General features: G+C 40.5%; 18 protein-coding genes, 2 tRNA genes and 2 pseudogenes. 3 read left to right on the top strand and 19 right to left on the bottom strand.

Features of this window, described 5'->3' with window-relative positions; genetic code table 11:
• The first annotated feature begins 372 nt into the window (after nucleotides 1-372).
• Nucleotides 373-1,677: a leucine-rich repeat domain-containing protein gene (locus tag OFN98_RS06750; protein WP_270874473.1), complete on the top strand. Its 1,305-nt coding sequence runs from the start codon at nucleotides 373-375 to the stop codon at nucleotides 1,675-1,677.
• An 89-nt stretch (nucleotides 1,678-1,766) separates the two neighbouring features.
• Here OFN98_RS06750 and OFN98_RS06745 read toward each other — a convergent pair.
• The 6 genes from OFN98_RS06745 to OFN98_RS06720 form a co-directional block, all read right to left on the bottom strand.
• Nucleotides 1,767-1,842: transfer RNA gene (locus OFN98_RS06745), tRNA-Phe, on the bottom strand.
• A gap of 111 nt (nucleotides 1,843-1,953) precedes the next feature.
• Complete coding sequence (rplT, locus tag OFN98_RS06740; RefSeq protein ID WP_270858736.1) at nucleotides 1,954-2,310, bottom strand: 50S ribosomal protein L20; 357 nt, start codon at nucleotides 2,308-2,310, stop codon at nucleotides 1,954-1,956.
• Nucleotides 2,311-2,392: 82 nt separating this feature from the next.
• On the bottom strand, nucleotides 2,393-2,584 hold the full coding sequence (gene rpmI / locus OFN98_RS06735) for a 50S ribosomal protein L35 (protein ID WP_270858735.1): 192 nt from the start codon (nucleotides 2,582-2,584) through the stop codon (nucleotides 2,393-2,395).
• 90 nt (nucleotides 2,585-2,674) lie between these two features.
• Entirely contained in the window at nucleotides 2,675-3,196 is a 522-nt protein-coding gene (infC, locus tag OFN98_RS06730) for a translation initiation factor IF-3 (RefSeq protein ID WP_270858734.1), read from the bottom strand.
• Nucleotides 3,193-5,016 (bottom strand): threonine--tRNA ligase, encoded by a 1,824-nt coding sequence (thrS, locus tag OFN98_RS06725; protein WP_270874472.1) that lies wholly within the window; start codon nucleotides 5,014-5,016, stop codon nucleotides 3,193-3,195. The genes infC and thrS overlap by 4 nt, the downstream gene beginning before the upstream one ends.
• 177 nt (nucleotides 5,017-5,193) lie before the next feature.
• Nucleotides 5,194-5,268 (bottom strand) — tRNA-Glu (locus OFN98_RS06720).
• Between the two features lie 127 nt (nucleotides 5,269-5,395).
• Here OFN98_RS06720 and OFN98_RS06715 point away from each other — a divergent pair.
• Entirely contained in the window at nucleotides 5,396-5,881 is a 486-nt protein-coding gene (locus OFN98_RS06715; RefSeq protein WP_270874471.1) for a hypothetical protein, read from the top strand.
• On the top strand, nucleotides 5,878-6,720 hold the full coding sequence (gene nfo / locus OFN98_RS06710; protein ID WP_270874470.1) for a deoxyribonuclease IV: 843 nt from the start codon (nucleotides 5,878-5,880) through the stop codon (nucleotides 6,718-6,720). Before OFN98_RS06715 ends, nfo begins: the two co-directional genes overlap by 4 nt.
• Nucleotides 6,721-6,891: 171 nt before the next feature.
• Here the strand turns inward: nfo and OFN98_RS06705 are convergent, their stop codons facing one another.
• The 13 genes and pseudogenes from OFN98_RS06705 to nhaA all read right to left on the bottom strand — a co-directional run bounded on the left by OFN98_RS06705 (nucleotide 6,892) and on the right by nhaA (nucleotide 18,731).
• Entirely contained in the window at nucleotides 6,892-7,434 is a 543-nt protein-coding gene (locus OFN98_RS06705) for a YceI family protein (RefSeq protein WP_270865418.1), read from the bottom strand.
• Nucleotides 7,435-7,773: 339 nt separating this feature from the next.
• Nucleotides 7,774-8,361: pseudogene (locus tag OFN98_RS08035) on the bottom strand (anaerobic C4-dicarboxylate transporter family protein); the annotation flags it as partial.
• Nucleotides 8,362-8,624: 263 nt separating this feature from the next.
• Nucleotides 8,625-9,450 (bottom strand): annotated as a pseudogene (locus tag OFN98_RS08030) (anaerobic C4-dicarboxylate transporter family protein); the annotation flags it as partial.
• Nucleotides 9,451-9,590: 140 nt separating this feature from the next.
• Nucleotides 9,591-10,337 (bottom strand): SDR family NAD(P)-dependent oxidoreductase, encoded by a 747-nt coding sequence (locus tag OFN98_RS06695; RefSeq protein WP_270874469.1) that lies wholly within the window; start codon nucleotides 10,335-10,337, stop codon nucleotides 9,591-9,593.
• A 9-nt stretch (nucleotides 10,338-10,346) separates the two neighbouring features.
• A complete protein-coding gene (ttdB, locus tag OFN98_RS06690; protein WP_270874468.1) occupies nucleotides 10,347-10,967 on the bottom strand; it encodes a L(+)-tartrate dehydratase subunit beta in 621 nt (206 codons plus the stop codon).
• Nucleotides 10,960-11,853, bottom strand: coding sequence for a L(+)-tartrate dehydratase subunit alpha (ttdA, locus tag OFN98_RS06685; protein ID WP_270858725.1), 894 nt, complete (start codon nucleotides 11,851-11,853; stop codon nucleotides 10,960-10,962). The genes ttdB and ttdA overlap by 8 nt, the downstream gene beginning before the upstream one ends.
• Before the next feature lie 9 nt (nucleotides 11,854-11,862).
• Nucleotides 11,863-12,609, bottom strand: coding sequence for a nickel pincer cofactor biosynthesis protein LarB (larB, locus tag OFN98_RS06680; RefSeq protein ID WP_270865422.1), 747 nt, complete (start codon nucleotides 12,607-12,609; stop codon nucleotides 11,863-11,865).
• Nucleotides 12,596-13,372 (bottom strand): ATP-dependent sacrificial sulfur transferase LarE, encoded by a 777-nt coding sequence (larE, locus tag OFN98_RS06675; protein ID WP_333720405.1) that lies wholly within the window; start codon nucleotides 13,370-13,372, stop codon nucleotides 12,596-12,598. The genes larB and larE overlap by 14 nt, the downstream gene beginning before the upstream one ends.
• Entirely contained in the window at nucleotides 13,347-14,549 is a 1,203-nt protein-coding gene (gene larC, locus OFN98_RS06670) for a nickel pincer cofactor biosynthesis protein LarC (RefSeq protein ID WP_270874466.1), read from the bottom strand. Before larC ends, larE begins: the two co-directional genes overlap by 26 nt.
• The gene (gene larA, locus OFN98_RS06665; RefSeq protein ID WP_270858721.1) at nucleotides 14,546-15,796 is read right to left on the bottom strand and encodes a nickel-dependent lactate racemase; all 1,251 of its coding nucleotides are present in this window, start codon (nucleotides 15,794-15,796) and stop codon (nucleotides 14,546-14,548) included. The genes larC and larA overlap by 4 nt, the downstream gene beginning before the upstream one ends.
• 169 nt (nucleotides 15,797-15,965) lie before the next feature.
• The gene (locus OFN98_RS06660; protein ID WP_270874465.1) at nucleotides 15,966-16,781 is read right to left on the bottom strand and encodes a transporter substrate-binding domain-containing protein; all 816 of its coding nucleotides are present in this window, start codon (nucleotides 16,779-16,781) and stop codon (nucleotides 15,966-15,968) included.
• Nucleotides 16,782-16,877: 96 nt separating this feature from the next.
• The gene (ung, locus tag OFN98_RS06655) at nucleotides 16,878-17,555 is read right to left on the bottom strand and encodes a uracil-DNA glycosylase (protein ID WP_442868117.1); all 678 of its coding nucleotides are present in this window, start codon (nucleotides 17,553-17,555) and stop codon (nucleotides 16,878-16,880) included.
• Between the two features lie 12 nt (nucleotides 17,556-17,567).
• On the bottom strand, nucleotides 17,568-18,731 hold the full coding sequence (gene nhaA, locus OFN98_RS06650) for a Na+/H+ antiporter NhaA (RefSeq protein WP_270862846.1): 1,164 nt from the start codon (nucleotides 18,729-18,731) through the stop codon (nucleotides 17,568-17,570).
• Between the last annotated feature and the right edge of the window lie 17 nt (nucleotides 18,732-18,748).

Raw genomic sequence — 18,748 nt, 5'->3', positions numbered from 1 at the left:
TGTATCAAAGATAAAAAGAAACTTTTTATCTTTTAAATTCAATTTATGAAGTTTTTAATCTAAAAACTTAATTGTTTGTAACTTTTAAATTTGACAATTATAAAAATTGCCTTTGGCTCAATCGATCACTTGTTTAGATTTCAAAGATTGACTAAAAGATAGTTTTTGACAATAATAAATAAAATAACACGCATTGGAAAATAACAGAAGTTAGATTTCAAAAACGGAAAGTGGATTATATTCAAGGGTTGCTTAAAAATAGATTAAATAAGGGAGGGAATTTTTGAAATTTTGCAAAACTCGCCAAAAGAGCTAAAAATTCACTTTTTTGTTATAATCTATCTTATTAAATTTTTTAAATTCGGAGATTTTATGAAAAAGATAATTTTAGCACTACTTATAATAGGGCAAATTTTTCTAAATGCCAACCAAAGCGATAAAGAGTTGATAAATTCACCGGAACTTGATAGTAAAACAAATGAGCAAATGCAAATTCTATCCAAATTTGTAGATTATTCTAGACCGGTTCAATCCGACCTAAGATACGACAAGTTGTCTAAAAAATTGGCAAATAATGAGATAAATATAGTAGAATTTGATAAAGCTGTTGAAAATTTAAAAGTCGAAACCACAAAAGATTTCTATGATAGTCTAGAATATTTTACTGAAATATCAATAGAAAGACCTTCACCACGCGGAGTGTATTTTTCAATCGATACAGACAATACAAATGAATTACCTAGCGAAATTTGTATGCTTAGTAACCTAGAAACAATCGATGTCCGTGAAGCCAATATTACAGATTTACCGCCTTGCGTTGTGAATTTGACAAAACTTTCTATATTAAATCTTAGAAAAACACAAATAAAAGAAATCACAGAAATCATAAGCAAAATTCCAAATTTAAAAGCTTTAAATTTAAGTTATTCTAAGATAGAAAATCTAGGAAAACATATATTAAATATGAAAAATTTAGAAGCGTTAGACATTTCGGGCACTGATATATCTGAAATTTCGCCTGAATTTGGGAATCTTACAGGCTTGAAACAATTTAATTGTGATATGTGTAGAAAGTTAAAATCTATACCAGACGAAATGGCAAATTTAAAAAATTTACAACTATTAAATTTGAGTTTAATTGCCCAAAAAGAATTCCCAAAATGGATAACTAATCTGCAAAATTTAGAGTATTTATCCACTAGTTTTGAAAATTTCCCACAAAATTTTTCAAATTTACAAAACTTAAAAATTCTAAGTATCAGCAATGTATCGCAAGAAAACTTTATGGAGATACTTAAACTACACAATTTAGAGGATTTGCAACTAAACGATAGCAATATTACTACTATACCCGATGAAATTGAAAATTTAGCAAATTTAAAGCGATTTGAATACACCAGAGGAAGCCTAAAAACAATTTCGCCAAAAATTGCAAATTTAAAAAATTTAGAAACGCTTTTGATTTATGATAATAAAGATCTGTCTGCTCTGCCTGAAAATATCGGAGAATTAACAAAATTAAGAGATCTAAACATAGGCTTTACCGGCATAACCAAACTACCATCTAGCATAGTAAATTTAAAAAATTTATTCCATATAGACATTTTGGATTTGCCTATACAAAACCAAGAAATTCTACAAGAAATGCCGAATTTAAAGATAATTACAAAAAGATAAATTTAGTTTCTGCGACTAAATTCGTCATAGCCAAATTTTTTGATTTTCAAAATTTTAAAGCGAATAAAAAGAGCTAAAAAAAGCTTAAATGGTGGTTAGAGGCAGAATCGAACTGCCGACACGCAGATTTTCAGTCTGCTGCTCTACCGACTGAGCTATCCAACCACGAAATAAAGGGGGTATTGTATTCAAACCCCGCTTAAAATCTATTTAAACGAGCCAGAATACAAAATTTAAAAGGGAGAATTTCAAGAAAAAATCTTGAAATTCAAAAAATTATTTTAAAGCAGCCTTTGCTTTATCAGCTAATGCAGCGAAAGCCTTAGCATCGTTCATAGCAAGGTTTGCTAGGATTTTTCTATCTAATTCGATGTTTGCAAGTTTAAGACCGTGCATAAATTTAGAATAACTAATATCGTTGATTCTGCAAGCAGCGTTAATTCTAACAATCCATAGTCTGCGGAAGTCGCGTTTTTTCGCGCGTCTATCGCGGTAAGCATAAACCAAACTTCTTTCTAATTGTTCTTTGGCTTTTCTGAAATGTTTTCTTCTTGCGCTATAAAAACCGCGAGCAAGTTTTAAAACTTTATTGTGTCTGCGTCTTCTAACAACGCCTGTTTTTACTCTTGCCATATTAATCCTTTCTTAAATGGCGCCCATTTTTGGGTCTTTCCCTATCTTAGGGGAGTTTGAATGACTAGGTCAAAAACTAAAATTATTTACAAAGCATAAGCTTAACAGCTCTAACATTTGTAGAATCTACATAATGTGGGCCGCGCAAATCTCTTTTACACTCGCTAGACTTTTTAGTCAAGATATGGCTGCGGAAAGCTGAACCGCGTTTAATCTTGTTTTTGCCTACTTTAAAGCGTTTTGCTGCGCCACGCACACTTTTCATCTTTGGCATGTTTATCCTTTTTTTTAAGATAAGCTGTGATTATATAATAAAATTTTAAATTTCTGCTGAAATTTAAAAATATTTAAGCTACGCCGAAATTTAAGACTTTTTCGGCGTAATTAGCATACTCACATATCTTCCCTCTAAAATCGGGGCTTTGTCGCGTTCTGCGCTACCTGCGAAATTCTCTTCCCAAATTTTGTTTAGCAAATTTACGCCAATCTCAGGAGTGCTCATCTCGCGACCCTTCAAAAACACGCGAAGTTTGACATGTTTGCCAGAATCTAGGAATTCTTTTGCGTGTTTTACCTTGTAATTCACATCGTTTTGAGCGATTTTTGCCGAAAATTTTATCTCTTTAATCTCGATGATTTTCTGTTTTTTCTTGGTCTCTTTTAGCTTTTTTTCTTGTTGATAACGGAATTTACTATAATCCATTACCTTGCACACTGGCGGTTTCGCATCTGGCGCAATTAGCACGAGATCGACACCTTGTTTGCTTGCGATTTGCAACGCCTCATCTAGCGAGATTACGCCGTATGCTTCGCCATCTTCGCCGATACACCTAACTTCATCAGCCTCGATTTCTTCGTTTAGAAAAACTTCTTTTTTGCTGCTCAAAAATTCACCTCATTTAATTTGTTTTGCACGAAATCCAAGAACTCGCTAAGCCCCAAATTTCGCTGTTCGCGCGCACGCCTATCACGCAATGCGACGCTACGATTAGCCACTTCGTTATCGCCAAGAACGATGATTAATGGCACCTTTTGCTTTTCGGCTGTTCTGATTTTTTTATTTAAAGTTTCGTTTTTGGTTAAAATTTCGCTGTCTATGCCCAAATCGCGCAAGCTCTCTGAAATCTCTTTTGCATACGCGCTGTGCGCTTCGCCAATTGGGATAATCGCCACTTGTGTCGGGCAGATCCAAAACGGAAGCTCGCCAGCTGTGTGTTCGATCAAAATTCCTATAAATCTCTCAAAGCTTCCCAAAATCGCTCTGTGAAGCATGACAGGCTGTTTTTTCTCATTGTTTTCGTCGATATAACCTAGCTCGAAGCGATTTGGCAGGTTGAAATCCACCTGCACGGTGCCACACTGCCATTTTCGACCCAAAGCGTCTGTGATTTTGATGTCGATTTTCGGACCATAAAACGCACCGCCGCCCTCGTCGATACCGTATTTAAAGCCCTTTTCATCAAGCGCGTCTTTAAGCGCTTTTGTAGCGATCTCCCACACTTCATCATCGCCCACAGCCTTGGCAGGTTTGGTTGAAATTTCCATTTCGTAGTTGAAATCAAACGCGCCCATTAGCACATCGACGAAGTCCAAAATTTCATAGACATTTTCTTTGATTTGGCTTGGCATACAAAAGATATGCGCGTCATCTTGGGTGAATTCACGCACTCTAAATAACCCGTGCAAAACGCCTGATTTTTCATGTCTATGCACGACGCCATATTCGCAAAATTTAAGTGGCAAATCACGATATGAGCGAATTTCGCTTTGATAGACTTTGATATGACCCACGCAGTTCATCGGCTTGATGCCGTATTCTTGCTCTTCGATCATCGTAAAATACATATTTTCTTTGTAATTTGTGTAGTGTCCGCTGATTTTCCACGCGTCAGATTTTAGGATTTCAGGGCCTCTGACTGGCTCGTAACCGCGACGGCGAAGCTGTCGATATAGCCTTTCTTCGAGTTTTACGCGCATTTTCGCACCCGCTGGTAACCAAATCGGAAGTCCAGCACCAATTTCTTCATCAAATGTGAAAAATTTCATCTCCGCACCAAGCTTGCGGTGATCGCGCTTTTTAGCCTCTTCGAGCATTGTTAGGTGATTTTTTAGGCTCTCTTTATCGGCAAAAACCACGCCGTAAATTCGAGTTAGCATTTCGCGTGTCTCATCGCCGCCCAAATACGCACCTGCAATCCTAGTTAGCGCGAAATTTCGCAAAAATTTGGTATTTGGCACATGAGGTCCGCGACAAATATCCTCAAAATCGCCTTGCGCATACAAACTCACTTCGCCCTCTGGGATTCGTTTTAAAACCTCGACTTTTAGGTCGTCCTCGGCGTATTTTGCGCTAACAGCACCTTTGGTAGAGCAAATTTTAACTATATCTTGCTTGGCTTCGGCTAGCTCTTTCATTTTTTTCTCAATCGCCTTTAAATCGTCCTCGCCAAGCTTCTCGCCACTGTTTTTGCTCACGCGCATATCATAATAAAATCCATCTTCAATCGCAGGACCCACGAAAAATTTCGCGTCTGGGTAGAGTGATTTGACAGCTTGCGCTAACAAATGCGCGCATGAGTGGCGAAGCACTTTTAGCGCGTCAGCAGAGTTATCGAAAAATATCGGTTCTGCGCCATCTGCACCCTCGCCGATACTTTGAGTATCATAAATTTCACCATTAAATTTGTATGCGATAATGTCGCTCATTTTTTTCCTTTTTTACCAAATTTATCTTTTCTACAATAAAAGAATAAGCTGTAATTTTAGCCAATACAACCTTAACCGTAAATTTAAATTTGGCTAAATTTTAAGAAATTTTAAGCGAATTTTGAATTCTCATTAAATTTTGATTTGAAATTTAATTTTTTGGATTTTGTATTTTAGTGGTGACCCCTACGAGATTCGAACTCGTGTTACCGCCGTGAAAGGGCGATGTCCTAACCGTTAGACGAAGGGGCCACTTAATTCGGTTAAATTAAAAGGAACGATTATTTTATATAAATTGCGCTTAAATTTCACTTAATAAAGCTGGAATTTTTATAAATTTCGCTAAAATGAAAATATTAAAATTTAAAAAAGGACAAAAATGAAAAAAATAAATTTGATTTTTGCTGGATTTTTGGGAATCGGGGCAGTATTTTGTGGTTGCGCCAAGCTCACCCCGCAAAAGACGCAAGCGGTGGCGTTTTCGATAATTTCGCCAAATTTGCGCCTAAACGACACTGGATTTATTAGAAGTTTTAAAAACCAAACCGAGTTGCAGGTCTATTCTAGCGGGGTTAGCGTGCTTTCCTTGGTCGCAAAAAACGAAAGCGTGTGCATGAATAATGCCTGCGATGATGAGCCAACTTTCAATGAGAAATTTTTCAAAAACGCCCACTACAAGGGATTTTTGGGCGAAATTTTGGGCGCGAAGGCAATCTATGGCGCGAAAAATTTAACCAAAACAGATTGCGGATTCGAGCAAAATTTAGGCGAAATTTCATACAGCGTCTGCGATGATAGCGGTAAAATTATCAAATTTAGCGACAAAAAAGCTGGGGTAAAAATCAGCGTAAGAGAGCTTTTATGAAGCGTGTTGGAGCCAATGTAAGCGCAGCTGGCGGGGTTTTTAACGCTCCGCTTAACGCGCAAAAAATCGGCGCAGACGCGTTTGCGCTTTTTGTCAAAAATCAGCGTCAGTGGAGCGCAAAACCGCTTAGCGATAGCGATATAGCGCAGTTTCGTGCAAATCTCTCCACCACTGGCATACGCGCAGAGCATATTCTAGCCCACGATAGCTATCTCATAAATCTAGGCCACCCAGACCCCACGCTTCGCCAAAAAAGCCTTGACGCCTTTATCGACGAGATAAATCGTTGCGAAAAGCTCGGCATAAAACTGCTAAATTTCCACCCGGGCTCGCATTTAAATGAAATTTCGCCCCAGCAGTGTCTGCAAAATATCGTCAGGTGCCTAAATTTCGCTATCGCAAACACTAGCAATGTCAAACTCGTCATCGAAAACACAGCAGGCCAAGGCTCAAATTTAGGACATGAATTCGCCCAAATCGCCTACATAATCGCGCGCGTAAGCGACAAGACCCGCATTGGCGTTTGTATCGACACCTGCCACGCCTTCGCCGGTGGATACGACTTTCGCACGAAAGACGCCTATGAGCGCACTATGAGCGAGTTTGACCGCGTCATCGGCTATAAATTTTTATCTGGCATGCACCTAAACGACACCAAAAACGACCTTGGCGTGCGCAAAGACCGCCACGAGAGCCTTGGGCGCGGATTTTTAGGGCTGGCAAGCTTCGAAAACATTATGAACGACAAAAATATCGATGAAATTCCGCTAATTTTAGAAACGATTGATGAGAGTATTTGGGCGGACGAAATCGCGCTATTACGCTCGTTTGTGCGCTAAATTTAGCCAAATTTCGCTAAATTTCGCTACCGCAAGTTTTTAAACACTGCGCCGAAATTTCGGGCGCAGTATTGCGAGATTGCGTAGCGAAAATTTAAAATTTAAATAAAAAAGGGAAATTTAGCGATTTGCTAAATTTCCCAAAATTTGCAATAAAATTTGCGTAAAATTTTACTTCGCTACGGCTTCGATTTCGATAGAAATTTTTATATCATCGCCTAGCATCGCAGTGCCGCTACCTGGGGCGAAATTAAAATCAGAGCGTTTGATTTTGCCCTCTAAACTAAATCCGATTTTAGCCTTATCGCCCTGCTTGGCTTCGCCGCCAAAATCATAGTCAAACTCGACCTCTTTGCTCACATCGCGGATCGTTAGCTCGCCTTTGACCTTATCAGCCGCGAACTCTTTCATCTCAAATTTCATATCAGGGAACTTTTCTGAGCCGAAAAAATCGTCCGCTTGCAAGTGCGCGTCGCGTTTTTCGTTGTCAGTAAAAACTGAGGCGGTTTTGACCACGGCACTTAGCTTGTTTAGCTTGCCAGCCTCAGCGTCAATCTCTGCGCTAAAATCCTTGAAGTTTCCAACCACATTGCTAATGCTCATGTGTTTGATCTTAAAACCTACGCTAGAATGGGCGTTATCGACCTCGTAAGGGGCAGCGTTTGCTAGCATTGCGCCAAGTGCGCATGCACTTAGAATTGAGATAATTTTCATTTTTTCTCCTTTTGAAAAATTTAAAATTTGGATTTTAGCTTATGTTTATTAATAAAAATTATTTATAAGAAATTTTATGCGAGAAAGGTGCGAAAAATATAAAAATCTATTTTTATCCTTTCTTTTGTAATTGATTTAAAAGCACAATATTTGAAAGTGTGCAATACATACACACACTCCGTTGTTTGTATAATTTTTGGCATTGAATTTTTTAAATTCTTCCTCTAATGCCTGTATGTCAATATCGGTGTTTTGCATAATTTGACTTAATAAATATTTGAAATAAAATTTAGAAATTTAGAAGAATTTGTCTGCGAGTTTCCTCGCAGACAAGAGCTATTACATATATCCGTAGAAATGAGCTAGGATATAGCCTAGGAAGCATGAGCTGAATACGCCGATGAAACCAGGAATAATGAAGCTGTGGTTGATAACATATTTACCGATTTTTGTTGTGCCTGAGCGGTCGAATTGGATCGCAGCAAGGTCGCTTGGGTATGTAGGTAAGATGAAATAACCATAGCATGCAGTTGCGAACGCAATAATTGTTCCTGGATTTACACCGATAGCAATCGCTAGTGGAACGAAAGTCGCAGCAGCAGCAGCTTGTGAGTTAAGGAATTTTGAAATCAACATACCAACTACAATGTATGTAAATGGATATGCTTGCATTACCTTACCAAGTGAGCCAGCTAACATATCGATATGAGCGTGGAACATAGTATCGGCCATCCATGAGATACCATAAATCGCAACAAGCGCAATCATACCGCTGTGGAAGATTTCGTTTTGAGCGATTGTGCCGGCTTTGATACCTGAATAAATCATCATAATAGCAGCAGCAAGGAGCATAAACATTTGGATAGTATCAACCATACCAAGAGTTTTTGAGCCTTTTGTGCTTGTAGCTACATCGATTTTTGCGTTTTCGTAAGTTTTAGTTTCGCCTTTTGCATTTACATAAGTTACTTTTGCACCATCTTGGCTAACTTTGTAAGTTTTACCGTCTTTATCTTTAACCTCAACGCTTTGTGCGCTTTGAGTTAATTTAGATTTATCTTTTTTAACGCTCATTTTTGTCTCAGCACCACTTAACATCATAGTTCCGTCGCTGATTTTTACTTTGTCTAGGACTTTTGAGCTATCGCCTGCATCTACGATATTAACGATAGCAGCGTCTTTTGAGATAGACCATGTCGGGCGAAGTTGTTTGTAATAACCCAAAACCGCAACAACAACGATTGCTGAAAGGAAGATATACATAACATTCCATTGTTTTTGTGGAAGTTTAACACCGATAAGTGATTTAGCATCGTCAGAACCATAGATGATTTTTCTTTGCTCTGGATCTTTAAGTTTAGCTTGGAATTCCTCATCTTTTTCAAGGCTTTTACCACGGAATACTGAGTATGTGCTGATACATAGCATACCGAAGAAAGTAGAAGGAATAGTTACTTTAAGAAGGTCAAGGTAGCTAGAAAATCCCTCGATTTGAGCACCAGCGCCTAGCAATACAGCCACGATAGAAACACCAGCAACTGAAACTGGGCTAGCGATGATTGCTAATTGTGATGAAACGGTAGTAGCTGCCATTGGACGCTCTGGACGCACACCGCTTTTCATAGATACATCGTAGATAATCGGCAAAAGTGTATAAACTGTGTGACCAGTACCGCAAAGAACTGTCAAAGTCCAAGCACACATTGGTGCAACATAACAAACTAATTTTGGATTTTTTCTCAACGCTTTTTCAGCAAGTTGAAGCATAACATCCAAACCGCCCGCAGCCTGCAATGTAGCTGAGGCGACAACAACCGCAAGGATTGTCAAAATAACATCAACGGCTGGTTTGCCCGGAGACATTTTGAATAAAAATACGAGTATAACTAAACCTATACCACCTAAAATACCAAGGGCCATACCACCCTTTTTGGCACCATAAAACAGACACGCCAAAACTATTATCAACTGAATAGTAAATTGGACGCTCTCAGACAAACCTGTAAGAAACTCCATCGCTTCTTCCTTTCCTTAAAAAATACTTATTTTATTGTATCAATATTTCTTTTAAAGAAATATAAATAAAATTCAAAATATTGAATTTTTATAGAATAAGTGTTAAAAATTTATTTATAATACTTATTCAAAATTTAGAGTTATCTTTTCTCTACATGCAATCCAGCCCAAGTTTGCGCTGTCGCCATAGCCTCTACGATATTTATATTGACATGATGAGGCATATTTATGCAATTTAGCACGATCCTAGCTATATCCTCTGCTTTAATCGGATCTGTATTTTCATAGACCTTTTTCGCCCTTGCTTTATCGCCTTTAAATCTCACATCGCTAAATTCAGTCTCGCAAATACCCGGCGCGATCTCTGTTACGCGAATACCAGTGCCAATCAAATCGTTTCTGATATTTCTGCTAAATTGCTTCACAAACGCCTTACTTGCGCCATAAACATGGCTTCCAGGATACGGCCACGCACCAGCAGTAGAGCCGATATTGAAAATATAGCCATTGCCACTTTGCAAAAGTAGTGGTAAAACTGCCTTTGTAGTGTATATTACGCCTTTTATATTTGTATCGACCATAGTCTCCAAATCCTCGATTTGTGCATCTTTAATGCCATCTAGACCAAGCGCAAGACCAGCATTATTTACCAAAATTTCGACATCTCTATATTCGCTAGGCAAATTCTGCACAGCTTTAAAAATTTCATCCCTATTTCGCACATCAGCTGCGATTATATGGGTATTTCCTAGCTCTTTGGCTAAATTTTCCAATCTCTCTTTTCTGCGCCCAAGAGCGATGATTTTATAACCCTCTTTGCTTAAAATTCTAGCTATCGCCTCGCCAAAACCACTCGTCGCACCTGTAATAAAAGCTGTTTTTTTCATAATTTTTCCCTATTTTATAAAGCTAACTTCTGGCAAAATTTCCGCCAACGCCTCATCTTTTTTCTTGTTAAATTCGACCTTATTTTTCTCAAAAAGATTATTGCCTTTCGCGTCGACTGATACGATTAGTGGGCCAAATTCTTTAACTTTGCAATTCCACAAGGTCTCTGGCATACCAAGCTCCATCCAATCAGCGCTTACGATTTCCTCGACCTCCATGGCAGCGATTACTGCGCACCCTGCCGGGAAAACGCAGTGCAATGCGCCAAAATCCTTACAACCATTTTCTGTATTGCCAGCCATTCCCCCCTTGCCTACGATTACTCTAACGCCCGTTTTTTCGATAAATTCATACTCGAATTGCTCCATACGCATGCTTGTCGTAGGTCCTACCGAGACGATTTCGTATCTATCCTCGCCACCAGCGCTTGTTTTTTTGATAATTGGGCCTGCGTGCAGTATCGCCCCGCCACGAATATCAAGCGGAAGTGGCATATTTTTTTCGACCACGCGCCTGTGAGCCACATCGCGACAAGTTACGATATTTCCGCTTAGATAAATGATATCGCCAATTTTAATATCCTCTAAATCCTCCCTAGAAATCGGAGTTTGCAAAATTTTCTTATTCATATTTATAGTCCTTATGAGATGTCACGGTAAAGCTTAAATCGCCGTTCCAAACGATATTCGCGCGTCTGTGCGACCAGCAGCCTGTATTTACAGCCACAGCGATGACTGAGGGGTGACGGGCTGAGTTTTCGATATGCACGCCAAGCACCGAGCTAGCTCCGCCCATGCCTTGCGGACCAAGGCCGATTTTGTTAATGCCATCTTCTAGCAGTTTTTCGGTTTTTGCAGCGCGCTCGTTTGGATTATGCTTTCCAAGCGGGCGAAACAAAGCCTTTTTCGAAAGCAAAGACGCCACATCTATCGAGGTTGCCACGCCCACGCCCACGACTAGCGGCGGACAGGCATTTAAGCCATAACTTGTCATTATATCCATTACGAATTTCACCACGCCCTCATAGCCCATACCAGGCATTAGCACGCCGGCTTTTCCAGGAAGCGTGCAGCCACCTCCTGCCATGTATGTATCAATCTCGCATTTATCGCTACCTGGCACGATTTCCCAAAAAATCGAAGGCACATCTTTTCCGACATTTTTGCCAGTGTTGTATTCATCAAAGGTCTCGACGCTGTTGTGGCGAAGTGGAGCTTCTTTTGTCGCTCGTAAGACGCTTTCCCTTAAAATTTGCTCTAATTCGCCAATTAGCGGAAATTTCGCGCCACATTTTACGAAAAACTGAATCGCGCCAGTATCTTGACAAGAGGGGCGATTTAGCTCTTTGGCAAGCTCTTGGTTTTTAAACATCGTCTCATAAATCGTCTTTGCTAACGGCGCATTTTCTTTGCTCGCTAGCTCCTTTAATTTCGCCGTGACATCATCTGGCAAAATTTTGCCACTGTATCCGACGAGACTAGCCATGACGGCGGTCATTTTCTCTACATTTTCCACGCTCTCTCCTTATAAATGGTTGATTATACTCGCATTATACGCTGCGCCGTATCCGTTGTCGATATTTACGACACTAATGCCGTTTGCGCACGAATTTAGCATACCAAGCAAGGCTGCCACACCACCAAAACTCGCCCCATATCCCACGCTCGTAGGCACGGCGATAACAGGAGCTTTGACAAGGCCTGCAATCACGCTAGGAAGGGCTCCTTCCATGCCTGCTATGACGATTAGGACTTTGGCTTTTTGGATTTCATCAAGCTTCAAAAACAGCCTATTTATCCCAGCCACGCCCACATCGGTGATTTTGCGCACATCATTACCCAAAAATTTCGCCGTCTCGTATGCCTCTTCCACAGCGTAAGAATCAGATGTGCCAGCCGAAATGATACCGATATAACTTTCGGTAAGTTTTGGCTCGTTTATGATAATGCTTATCGTGCGGCCGACCTCGTTAAATTTAGCAAGCGGGAAGTCTTTTTGCAAAATTTCAGCCACCTGCGAATTTGTGCGCGTGATTAGGACATTGTTGCCATTTTTTACACACTCGCGCGCGATTGCCAAAATCGCCTCAGCACTTTTTCCCTCGCCATAAATCACCTCGCCTACGCCACTTCTAAGCTCTCTTTGCATATCGACCTTAGCGCAGCCGATATCGGAAAATGGGTAGTTTGCGAAATACTCGACGACCTTTTCATCAGAAATTTTGCCACCCTTGATTTGGGCGATTAAGTCCAAAATTTCAGCCTTTTTCATTTAAAACTTCCTTTCTAAAACCCTTTAAATCGAGCAAAATTTCATCAATTTGCGAAATTTCATCTATTTTTTGAATAATTTTTGCAAAATTTTCACTCGCCACAAATTCGCTCATCAGCGCTCTTGGCATTTCGATTTTTAAATTTCGCCCATTATAGCGTGCTCTGATGTTTGCAAAGCCGTTTTGTATGAGTAAATTTTCCACGCGCTCAACCAATTTTAAATCATCTGCGCTAAATTCGCGCCCGTGAGGCAAACGAGTTAGCAAGCACGCAAAGCTAGGCAAGTCCGCGCTTTCTAGGCGCAGGGTGCGTGAATACTCCCTAATTTGGGCTTTGGTTAAATTTATCAGTGGCGAAATGACGCCAAGCTCGCGCACGGCGCGAAGTCCTGGGCGATCTTCGCCCAAATCATCTTTGTTTGTGCCGTCTACGAAATTTGAAAATCCCAAATTTCGCCCAAATTTAATTAAATTTTCGAATAAATTTTTTTTGCATAAATAACAGCGATTTTGTGGATTATTCGCGATTTCTTGCGGGGTTTGGAGTTCTAAAATTTCGTGGCGAAATTTGTGAATTTTAGCAAAATTTATAGCCTGCGAAATTTCTCGTTCGCTCATATATGGTGTTTTTATGGTGAGCGCGATGAAATTTGCGCCCAAGATTTCACTTGCCACGCAAGCCAAAAACGAGCTATCCACCCCGCCAGAAAAGGCCAGGGCGAGATTTTTAAGCCCTCTAATTTCTTCCTTTAAAGTTTCCATTTTCATACTCTTTGATCGCCGCAGCTCGCACCGTAGCGATATTTGTGCCAAATTTTTGTGCCAAATTTTTGCAATCATCAAATTCGGGTTTGATTTTTTCTCCGCCCTCAAATTTGCAAATTTTAATCCTAACCTCGCCGAATTTCGTATTCACAGCGCGAATTTGGCGTGGAAGCTCTGTTTTTTGCACAGAAATTTCGCGCACCCCTATCGCCGTGGTATGGCGGAAAATCAGCTCTTTTAGCGCGGGCGCGTCGCAAGATTTAGCTAGCACGCTAAGCTTCGTGCCAAGGCGCGATTTTTTCATATTCACAGCCTCGCTAAACACATCAAGCGCGCCAGCATTTAGTAAAATTTCGCTCGCTAACGCCAAGCCCTCAGCGTCCATATCATCGATATTTGTCTCGATTAAAACCTGCCCTGATTGAGCCAAGCGCTCATCTTCGCAAATCATAATTTTAAGCAAATTTGCAAATTTGGCTTCCTTGCTTCCAGCCCCGTATCCAGTGCGCAAAATTTTAGCACTAAATTCGGCGCAAAATTCGCTCGTTAGAGCCTTTGCGATACCTGCGCCAGTAGGTGTCGTCTGCTCGAAATCACCGCCAAATTTCACAGGCACGCCAGATAAAATTTCACTCACCGCGGGTGCTGGCACGCTTAAAATTCCGTGAGCGCACTTCACAAATCCCCCGCCAAGGGCAAGTGGCGAGCAAAGCACGCGTGAAATCCCAAGCGATTCGAAGCAAATCGCGCTTCCTACGATATCGACTATGCTATCGGTGCAACCAACCTCGTGGAAATGGACATCTTCTAGGCTGGTTTGGTGAATTTTTGCCTCAGCTTCGCCTATGATTGTAAAAATTTGGATTGATTTTTGCTTTACAAATTCGCTTAAATTTGAAGAATTTATTAAATTTACAATGTCTTTAAAAGTGCGTCCATGCTCATGGAAATGGGGTGTCGTGCTCCATTTGCGCTTTAAAATCACATCTACTTTCGTGGCACTTATGCCAGATTTTAAAACCTTTTTGGCGCAAATTTCATATTCATTAGAAATTCCTAGTTTTATAAGGCTGTGTTTTAAGAAGCCAAAATCTACGCCAAGGTCGATAAATGCGCCAAGGCACATATCTCCGCTAATGCCACTGGCGCAGTCTAAATAGATAAATTTACTCAAATTTTTGGAACCGTCATTGAACCAAATGGTAAAATCACAATCTTAGCGTCTTTGCCCTTCTCACCAAGCGCGTCATCTAGGGCTTTTTGCAAGTCATGATATGGCTTTAAATGCACAGCTCTCATCTCATCATCGCTTAGATCGCTAACCGCCCAAGTCTGCGCCCAAAGCCCAATCTCAGCCATTTTGCCAGCTTTGTGATAGCCTAGGTGAAATTCCTCTTGGATTTTTTCTAGCACTTTTTGCGGCGTATCGGCTGATGCCATGAGGTTAAAAAATGGCTTAGGGCCGATTCCTGTGCGACATTTGGCAACCATGATAAGCACGCCACCCTGGGCTAGGGCTAGTTTGCCATTATCTAGGGCTTTTTGGGCTTGGTATAAATCCACATCCATTGGATATGGGGCTACTGAGATTACGATATCGGCTTTTTGAGGGATTTTGACGCAAAATACCTCTTCTGCTTTTTCGATACAATCATAAAAAGTGTCGTTTAAATCGCCACTATTTACATAATAAATATTATGGTCGCTATCTAGCACCGTCATAATCGCAAATACATCGATATGAGTTAGCACCTTCATCGCATCGACCATATCCTCATGCACAGGATTGCCCTCTAATCGCAAAGCCTGCGCGTCGTGGCTAAGGGCTAGTTTGTGGTTTTGCTCGATAGTTTCGTATTTGGCAACGCCTGGCAAAAACGCCTTTCTACCGCCTGTGTAACCCGCGAAATAGTGCGGTTCGACTGAGCCGATTGGGATAACTTTTTTAGCGTTTGCTACGATTTTGTTTAGATACATTTGGGTTTTGTTGCTACTCTCGCCCAGATAGACCATTTCATCGTTTTTAGAATCATGGCTGTGAGCCTCGCCTTTGGCCTTGACCTCAGCCCAAATTTCTTTTGAAAAAATCATCTCATACTCATCTTCGGTCGGATCTCTGTGGCAGCCGTTTGCGATGATAAAGGTTTTCTTTTTGTCTCTGATTTTTGGATAAATTTCTTTTAAAATTTTAGATGTCGGAGTTGGGCGCGTGCCGTCATTTACGATGATTACGATCTCTTCATCGCCACTGATAAACTCATCGAAAGTTTTTTGATTTATCGGATTTTGCATTGCTTTTTTGATAAGCTCAGCCTCGTCAAATTTCTCAACCTTATTCGGATTGAAAATCCCCAAAAGATTTTTTTCGTCAAAATTTATGTTTAAAACATCATCTTTGCCATAACGAATTGGAACTTGCATTTCTCTCCCCTTAATTAAAATTGAAATTCTCAGATTGTATCAAAAATTTTATTTAAAAGAGATTTATGTCACAAAAATTTAACTTAATTATCAAAATTTAAGGTTTTTTAGCGGTAAAAAACCTTGCTAAACGCAAATTTAGCAAGGCGAAATTTTAAAAATTTAAAGCTTAAAGTAGATTATAAATGTCATCTAGCAAGAAGTATTTTTTCTCGGCTGTGCCCTTGTAATATGGGGAAATGTGGTTGTTAAACTCTGTTTCGAAAAAGCCGGTTTTAGATAGCTCCACAAGCGCAGCGTCGATTGCTTTTAGCAAATCTGCGTTGCCCTTTTGCACGCCGATTGAGTTAAACTCAGAGGCTCCGAGGTTTTTTTGCGGGACTTCGACTTCTCTATTTATCACTGGAAACGCCATTACGATGATGTTTTCATCAGCATAAGCATCGCCTTGATTTTCGAGTAGCGCCCTAGCACAGCCACCAGCGCTATCGCACTCTTTGATAGTATAGCCTTGTTTTTGGAAATATTTTTCGCCGATACTTCCTGGCATGGCTAGGATTGTTTTGTCTTTTAGATCTTTTATGCTTGTTATCGCGTCTGCTTTGCGGGTTAGGATACCGACATTTACGCTAAAATACGGGCTAGAAAAATCAGCGAGCTTCTCAGTCTCAGCGGTAGGGACTAGGGTCGAGACAGCCATATCCACAGCGCCATCTTGCAACAATCTATAAGAGGTCTCATCGTTTGCAGACGCTACGAACTCCACCTTTCCTTCGCCACCTGCGAAAATTTTCGCAGCCACAGCCTCGGCTAGGGTTATTTCAAAACCCTCGTATTTGTCGCCATTTAGCTTGCCAAATGGAGCCTCGTCATCATGGACGGCTATTAGAATTGTTCCGCTAGATTTGATTTCTGCTAGGCTTTTGGCGCAAACTCCGCTAAAAAGTAGCGCACTAGAAGCTAGTGCGAATAAAATTTTATTCATTTTTTTCCTTTTTTTTAGTGTAGATAAAAATTTAGGCGCTGATTATATACTTAAAATGTTTAATTAAATTTTAAAATACATAGTATTTTTATAAATTTACCAAAGTATTGTATTTTTACCTTTTAAAGCTAAATATTCATTGCATTTGCTAAAATGTCTGCACCCAAAAAACCCACCGCGCGCTAACGGGCTAGGGTGCGGGGCTGTAAGAATCAAATGGCGATTTGTATCGATCAAATTTGCCTTTTTTATGGCGAAATTTCCCCAGAGCATAAAGACTAAATTTTCGCAATTTTCGCTGATTTTGGCGATTATGGCGTCTGTGAATTCGCCCCAGCCAAGCTTAGCGTGCGAATTTGGCGCACCTGCACTCACGCTTAGAGTGGAGTTTAGTAGTAGCACGCCCTGCCTCGCCCACGGGGTCAAATCGCCCCCACTTATGGCGCACGAGCCGATATCTGCGGTGATTTCTTTGAAAATATTTTTTAGGCTTGGCGGGATTTTTACCCCCTCTGGCACGCTAAATGCTAGCCCCATAGCCTCGCCTGCGCCATGGTAGGGGTCTTGACCTATGATTACGACTTTTAAATTTGAAAGCGGGGTTAAATTTAGGGCGTTAAAGATTAAATTTAGCGGTGGGTAAATTTGGGTAGTTTGTGAAATTTGAGCTAGATTACGCTCTAAATTTTTGAAATTTTCGCTTTGAAATTCGGCGCGCAGTAGATCTCTCCACTCGCGCGCACTAAGAAATGAGGCTAAATTTAGCACTAAAATTTGTCCCTAAATTTAAGCTGGTTTTGGTCCTACGACCTTAGCCACGATGTATCCGACTAGACCTGAGACGATAGAGCCGATGAAAACAGCGAGTTTGTCTGTGTGGTGATAAATGTCGCTTCCGCCATAAGCTAGGCCATCGACAAATAGTGCCATTGTAAATCCGATACCGCAAATTATGCTTACAGCGTATAGTTGCGCCCAGTTTGCGTTTTCTGGCAGGTAGGCGATTTTGCCCTTGATAAGTAGCCAGCTAAATGCGAAAATTCCAAATTGTTTGCCGAAAAATAGGCCAAGCGCGATACCCATTGGAACTGGGCCAAATAGATAGCTAGGGCTCATACCAGCTAGGCTTACACCCGCATTTGCGAAGGCAAAAATCGGCAAAATGAAAAAATTCACAGGATATGCAAGTCCGTGCTCCATATCTTTTAGCATTGAGCCAGAGCGAGTTTGCAATGGGATACAAAATCCAGCCACAACGCCAGCGATTGTCGCGTGGATACCAGAGTTTAGCACCATTACCCACAAAATAAGCGACATAATGACGAAAAGCAGTTTTTTATCTACCTTCATTTTATTCATTATAAACATAATCGCCACGCAAATTCCTGCGCCGATTAGGTAAGAGATATTTATCGTAGATGAGTAGAAAAGCGCAATAATCAAAATCGCGCACAAATCGTCCATAATCGCAAGTGTTAAGACGAAAATTTTAAGACTTGCCGGAATTCGTTTGCCAAGTAACGCCATAACACCTACTGCAAATGCAATATCGGTAGCTGTCGGAATTGCCCAGCCTTTAAGCGCCTCGCTATCGCCCCAGTTAAGCACCGTAAAGATAATCGCAGGCGCCATAACACCGCCAAGTGCTGCGAAACTAGGAAGCAAAATTTGAGAAAAATGGCGAAGCTGACCTTCGATTTTTTCGCGTTTTAGCTCCAAACCGATAGCGAAGAAAAATATCGCCATTAAAAAGTCGTTTATCCAAAAGTGCATATCCTCATCGAGTTTTAGTTTGCCGATACCCATGACGATGTGCGTGTGGATAAACTCACGATAATACGGAGATAAAATATCGACATTTTGTGCGATGATAGCAAATACTGCGGATAAAAGGAGGATTACGCCAGCACTACTTTCGCTGGATAGGATTTTTTTGATTATGCGTTGCATGATTCTCCTTTGAACAA

The sequence above is a fragment of the Campylobacter sp. JMF_15 NE4 genome, from assembly GCF_027737645.1.
GTDB lineage: Bacteria > Campylobacterota > Campylobacteria > Campylobacterales > Campylobacteraceae > Campylobacter_B.
The sequence above is the reverse complement of the archived record's forward strand: the minus strand, read 5'-3'. Positions and strand labels throughout refer to the sequence as shown.

Coding starts and splice junctions, on each gene's coding strand:
- OFN98_RS06750 (WP_270874473.1), top strand. CDS start 373: ATGAAAAAGATAATTTTAGCACTACTTATAATAGGGCAAATTTTTCTA.
- rplT (WP_270858736.1), bottom strand. CDS start 2,310: ATGGCAAGAGTAAAAACAGGCGTTGTTAGAAGACGCAGACACAATAAA.
- rpmI (WP_270858735.1), bottom strand. CDS start 2,584: ATGCCAAAGATGAAAAGTGTGCGTGGCGCAGCAAAACGCTTTAAAGTA.
- thrS (WP_270874472.1), bottom strand. CDS start 5,016: ATGAGCGACATTATCGCATACAAATTTAATGGTGAAATTTATGATACT.
- OFN98_RS06715 (WP_270874471.1), top strand. CDS start 5,396: ATGAAAAAAATAAATTTGATTTTTGCTGGATTTTTGGGAATCGGGGCA.
- nfo (WP_270874470.1), top strand. CDS start 5,878: ATGAAGCGTGTTGGAGCCAATGTAAGCGCAGCTGGCGGGGTTTTTAAC.
- OFN98_RS06705 (WP_270865418.1), bottom strand. CDS start 7,434: ATGAAAATTATCTCAATTCTAAGTGCATGCGCACTTGGCGCAATGCTA.
- OFN98_RS06695 (WP_270874469.1), bottom strand. CDS start 10,337: ATGAAAAAAACAGCTTTTATTACAGGTGCGACGAGTGGTTTTGGCGAG.
- ttdB (WP_270874468.1), bottom strand. CDS start 10,967: ATGAATAAGAAAATTTTGCAAACTCCGATTTCTAGGGAGGATTTAGAG.
- larB (WP_270865422.1), bottom strand. CDS start 12,609: ATGAAAAAGGCTGAAATTTTGGACTTAATCGCCCAAATCAAGGGTGGC.
- larE (WP_333720405.1), bottom strand. CDS start 13,372: ATGGAAACTTTAAAGGAAGAAATTAGAGGGCTTAAAAATCTCGCCCTG.
- larA (WP_270858721.1), bottom strand. CDS start 15,796: ATGCAAGTTCCAATTCGTTATGGCAAAGATGATGTTTTAAACATAAAT.
- OFN98_RS06660 (WP_270874465.1), bottom strand. CDS start 16,781: ATGAATAAAATTTTATTCGCACTAGCTTCTAGTGCGCTACTTTTTAGC.
- nhaA (WP_270862846.1), bottom strand. CDS start 18,731: ATGCAACGCATAATCAAAAAAATCCTATCCAGCGAAAGTAGTGCTGGC.